The 4,537-nt window shown below is 69.6% G+C and carries 5 protein-coding genes and 1 pseudogene; 3 read left to right on the top strand and 3 right to left on the bottom strand.

Annotation, left to right across the window (positions count from 1 at the left end):
• Positions 1 to 785: pseudogene (locus DQW06_RS27250) on the top strand (phosphodiester glycosidase family protein); the annotation flags it as partial.
• A gap of 104 nt (positions 786 to 889) precedes the next feature.
• Positions 890 to 1,636 carry a spermidine synthase gene (locus DQW06_RS27245; RefSeq protein ID WP_117199564.1) on the top strand — a complete coding sequence of 249 codons (747 nt, stop codon included), beginning with the start codon at positions 890 to 892 and terminating at the stop codon, positions 1,634 to 1,636.
• Between the two features lie 42 nt (positions 1,637 to 1,678).
• Here the strand turns inward: DQW06_RS27245 and DQW06_RS27240 are convergent, their stop codons facing one another.
• Together DQW06_RS27240 and DQW06_RS27235 are read right to left on the bottom strand one after the other, a co-directional pair.
• Entirely contained in the window at positions 1,679 to 1,858 is a 180-nt protein-coding gene (locus tag DQW06_RS27240; RefSeq protein ID WP_117199563.1) for a DUF397 domain-containing protein, read from the bottom strand.
• Positions 1,855 to 2,631 carry a Scr1 family TA system antitoxin-like transcriptional regulator gene (locus DQW06_RS27235; RefSeq protein ID WP_094801746.1) on the bottom strand — a complete coding sequence of 259 codons (777 nt, stop codon included), beginning with the start codon at positions 2,629 to 2,631 and terminating at the stop codon, positions 1,855 to 1,857. The genes DQW06_RS27240 and DQW06_RS27235 overlap by 4 nt, the downstream gene beginning before the upstream one ends.
• A gap of 97 nt (positions 2,632 to 2,728) precedes the next feature.
• On the opposite strand from DQW06_RS27235, the gene DQW06_RS27230 reads away from it, so the two are divergent.
• Positions 2,729 to 3,097, top strand: a complete 369-nt coding sequence (locus DQW06_RS27230) for a hypothetical protein (RefSeq protein WP_117199562.1) — start codon at positions 2,729 to 2,731, stop codon at positions 3,095 to 3,097.
• Positions 3,098 to 3,248: 151 nt separating this feature from the next.
• Here the strand turns inward: DQW06_RS27230 and DQW06_RS27225 are convergent, their stop codons facing one another.
• Positions 3,249 to 4,301, bottom strand: coding sequence for a LacI family DNA-binding transcriptional regulator (locus tag DQW06_RS27225; RefSeq protein WP_013152136.1), 1,053 nt, complete (start codon positions 4,299 to 4,301; stop codon positions 3,249 to 3,251).
• Positions 4,302 to 4,537 lie beyond the last annotated feature (236 nt).

Raw genomic sequence — 4,537 nt, 5'->3', positions numbered from 1 at the left:
TGTCCGGGGCGGGCCGGGTCCGCGACACCGTCGACCTGGAGGTGCTGCCCGCCCCGGACACGCTCCTCGCCGCACCCCGGCGCCTGGGCATGGCCTCCGCCGAGGACACCGCCTCCTTCGTGCTCACCGGGGCCACCGAGGACGGGCGGCGGGCGCCCGTCGAACCGGTCGACGCACGGGTCGAGGCCGTCCCCGACCTGGTCGAGGTCGTGGACCGGGGCGACGGAGGCTTCGAGGTGCGGCCGCGCGCCGGGGAGGGGACGGGCGTCCTCACGGTGACCGCGGGCGGGGTGAGCACGCGGATACCGTTCTCCATCGGTACGCGGACGACTCCCCTGGCGGACTTCGAGGACGCGCGGGAGTGGACGGCGCGGTCCGCGCGCGGCGGGGCAGAGGTGCGCCCCGTGGCCGGGCGCGACGGCCCCGGTCTGGCCCTGGCCTACGACTTCACCCGCGACATCCGCACCCGGACCGCCTCCGCCCACCCGCCCGAGCCGCTCGCCCTGGACCGCCAGGCCTTCGCGTTCACGGTGGGCGTGCGCGGCGACGGCAACGGCGCCCGTCTCATGCTCAGCCTCACCGACGCGCACGGTGTCGGCCACTCCCTGGAGGGCCCCGCCGTGGACTGGGAGGGCTGGCGCGACGTGCGCCTGGAGGTGCCCGAGGACGTCGGGCACCCGGTCACGGTCTCGCGGGTGTACCTGCTGGAGGAGGATCCGAGCCGGGCCTACGCGGGTGAGGTGGTGCTGGACGGCCTCACCGCCCGGACCACGACGGGGCCCTGACCCGCCGGGCCCGGGCTTCCACCGACTGGTCCCGAACGCCGCCCGGCACCCCGCTGGTACGTGGTACGAAGGGGACCCGGGGACCACGACGAGCAGGAGAACAGATGAGCGCCCGTTTTCAGGAACTGGACTGGCGGGCGACCCCGATGGGGGAGCTCAGCCTCCGGCGCCGCCACGACCCCCTTTTCCGCAAGGAGGTCTACGAGATCAAACTCGACGACGACTTCCTGATGTCGAGCCTGTTCACCGCGGCCGAGGTCGAACTGGCCCGGTTGGCCCTGGCCGAACTGGACGGGGCGGATGAGACGGGTGGGGCAGACTCGGCGAACAGCCTGCGCGTCGCCGTGGGCGGTCTGGGCCTGGGCTACACCGCGCACACGGTGCTGGAGGATCCGCGCGTGGGCTCCCTGGTCGTGGTGGAGGCGCTGGGCGAGGTCATCGACTGGCACCGCGAGGGACTGATCCCCTCGGGTGCGGCGCTGGTCTCCGACTCCCGCTGCCGCCTGGAGCACGGGGACTTCTTCGCCTCGGTCGGCGCCGGGACGGGGCCCGCCCCCGACCTGGGCGCGGAGCCGTTCCACGCGGTGATCGTGGACATCGACCACTCTCCGCGCCACCTGCTCCACCCGAGTCACGCCGGTCTGTACACGGCCGAGGGGCTGCGCCGCCTGCGCGAGCGCCTGCTCGCGCCGGGCGGCGTCTTCGCGCTGTGGTCCAACGACGCGCCGGACGAGGAGTTCACCGAGCTGCTGGCGGAGGTCTTCACCACGGCCCGCGCGGAGGTCGTGGACTTCCCCAACCCCCAGCAGGACCACGACGCGTCCAACACCGTCTACGTCGCGCTGTCGTGAGCGCCCCCGCTCCCCCGAACGGGGAACCGGTTGAGCGGGGTGTCAGCGCGAGGAGGCGGGGCGTTCGCAGCGGAGCAGGGCGGCCCACTCGGCAGCGGGAAAGGCCAGGGTGGCCGCTTCCTGGTTCTGGGTGTCGCGTACCTGTACGCGGTCCCGCCGGTGACGCAGTTCCACACAGTGAGCTGCGTTCTCCGAGTACGAGGACTTGAACCACTCGCTCACAACAACTCCTCCAGCAGCCGGGCCGTGTCGTCCACAGGGAAGCAACGACCGATCACGTGCGTCACGATCCCCTCTATCTTGTCAGTCTCATCAGCGGTTTCGTACACGTGGTTACCGTTTGCGTGATCGGAAGCGGCAACCTTCCTCCCATCCAAGAGCCGATACACCTGAATGGGTGTCGCGACGGCCAGGATCGGGGTGTTGTCAGGAATGAGGTGCACGACCAAGCGCCCTCTCTCAGTGTGCCGTAGCAGATTCTGGATCTGATCGACCCTGACGTGGTCGGGCACTCCCCTCAGCGCGGCCAGTGGGAAGACCACCGTCACGAACGGGTCGTTCTTCCTGATCAGCGACTCGTAGCGTGACACCCGCAGTTGTGCCAGGCGTTCGATCTGGTTCTTCGGTGCCGTCGGATGTCCCGCGCGGAACACCAGTCGCGCGTACTCCGCGGACTGCACCAGTCCCGGAACGAGATTGGAGACCGTGACGACCGAGATCGACACGGCTTTCTCCTCCAGCGCTCCGGCCGACCTCATCCACGGCGGGATCTGCAAACCGGTCGCAACCTGCTCCCAGGCACGCACCAACCGGCCACGTCCGTTGAGAACACGGTCGAGCTGTTCGACCTTCGCTCTCTTAGGAGTGATGACGCCGGTCTCCCAACGGGACACCGAGGCAGCAGAGGACTCAACACGTTCGGCGAGTTCACTCTGCATCAAACCGGACAATTCGCGGAGTTTGAACAGCAAGGATGTGAAGTCATTCTCAGCCACATGTTGAGGATATACACAAACTTACGCACTGACCCATTGCTTTTCAGTTAGATATTAGTAGCTGTGCAAAACCGCTGTTCAGCCACATCGTTGGTGTATGGATGCGAACGAACAGCTACAGCACCTCCAGGAAGAACTCACCGCACGCGGGCTGCCTTCGCAGATCAGCGACAAGCCCCACTGGTTCAGCCTGGACCCGGTACCCACTCTGACCTGCTGCCCCTATCTCGGGTACGCGCAGGTCACCGTCACCGAACACGGCCTCTACCGATGGCTGGACGGCAAGGGCGACTACAGGACGCACCCACGCGTCTTCGCCGGGCTGGTCGTGGACGACCTCATCCGCACCCATGCGGGAACCTCGACCCCACCCGAACTGCCCGAATGGAACAAAACCGCCAAACAGATAGCACCACCACTCCCCCGCCGAAGCGAGTGGAGGCGTGCGAACGAACAGGAAGAGTGACACGGCGACGGGCCCCACCACCGCAGACATGTCGTGGGGTCCATTCTCATTCGCCTACGCAAGCATGAACAGAAAACCAGACCATTTCCATGCATTTCCGTAAAGCGGCTTGCGCGTCTGGTGGCCCCGGTCTCTCCGAGGAGGACGGGCCTCAGAGCACGCTGGCGCTGCTCTCCCTCACCAGGAGGGTGTGGCCGACGACGACCTTGGCCGAGGCCCGGTCGGCCCCGGCCCCGGACTCCGCGTCCGGAGCGCCGCGACGGGCCTCCACCTCCTCCAGCAGCAGCCGCACCGCCTCCCTGGCCAGGCCCGGCTTGTCCGGGGCGACGGTGGTCAGGCTCGGCACGGAGTAGCGCCCGGGGGCGATGTCGTCGAACCCCACCACCGCCACGTCCCGGGGGACCCGCACCCCTGCGTCGTGCAGCGCGCGCATCGCCCCCAGCGCCAGCAGGTCGTTCATGCACAGCAGCGCGTCGGGCGGCCTGGGTCCGGCGACGAGTTCGGCGGCCAGCTCCGCCCCGTCCCTCCAGTGGAAGTGCCCGGCCGGTCGCACCAGCTCGGGGTCGTAGCTCCTCCCCCGCGCCTCCAGGGCCTCGCGGTAACCGCGGGTGCGCAGCTCGGCCGTGCCGGAGGGGCCCGGCGGCCGACCGCCCACCACCGCGATCCGGGTGCGCCCGCCGTCGAGCAGGTGCTCGGTCGCCTCCCGGGCTGCGGCCACGTTGTCGATGGCGACGTGGCCGTGCCGGACCGTGCGGGGCAGCTCGCCCAGGAGCACCACCGGCAGCCGGGAGGGGTGCGTGCGCAGGGCGGCGTCGTCCATGGCGAGCGGGCTGAGGATGACCCCGTCCACGAAGTCGGCGCCGAACCCCTCCAGCGCGGACTCCTCGCGCTCGCGGCGGGCCTCGCTCTGGTGGACCAGGACGGTGCGCGAGAGGCGCTCGGCCTCGCGGATGACCAGGTCGGCGAGTTCGGCGAAGTAGCCCAGGTCGAGTTCGGGCACGACCAGCGCGATCACGCCGGTCCGGCCGCGGCGCAGGTGGCGTCCGGCCAGGTTGACCCGGTAGCCCAGCGCGTCGATGGCCGCCTCCACGGCGGCGCGCGTGGCGGGCCGGACGTGCGGATGGTCGTTAATAACGTTGGAAACGGTTTTCTCCGAGACCCCGGCCTGACGCGCGACGTCCTTGATACGCGGCCTCGTGCCCACGTCCACCCCCGATCAGCGCCATCCTAGCCCGCGTTCCACCGCCGCCCTCCCGGCGGCCTCGGGAGCCTCCTGACCTTCGGATCGAGGTATTTACATCGATGTAAAAATGTGCTGACATGTGGCGTGATGCCAGTCACAGGACGACGCCGTGAGAAGGAGAACACCTCCGTGCCGACGCACCAGCGCTCACAGCGCGGGGACGGGCCCGCCACCCCGCCCCGCCCCGAGTACCCGCG

The organism is Nocardiopsis sp. TNDT3 (assembly GCF_003427465.1).
Taxonomy (GTDB): Bacteria; Actinomycetota; Actinomycetes; order Streptosporangiales; family Streptosporangiaceae; genus Nocardiopsis; species Nocardiopsis dassonvillei.
Note: the sequence above shows the minus strand (reverse complement) of the source record. Positions and strands in the feature narration are given on the sequence as shown.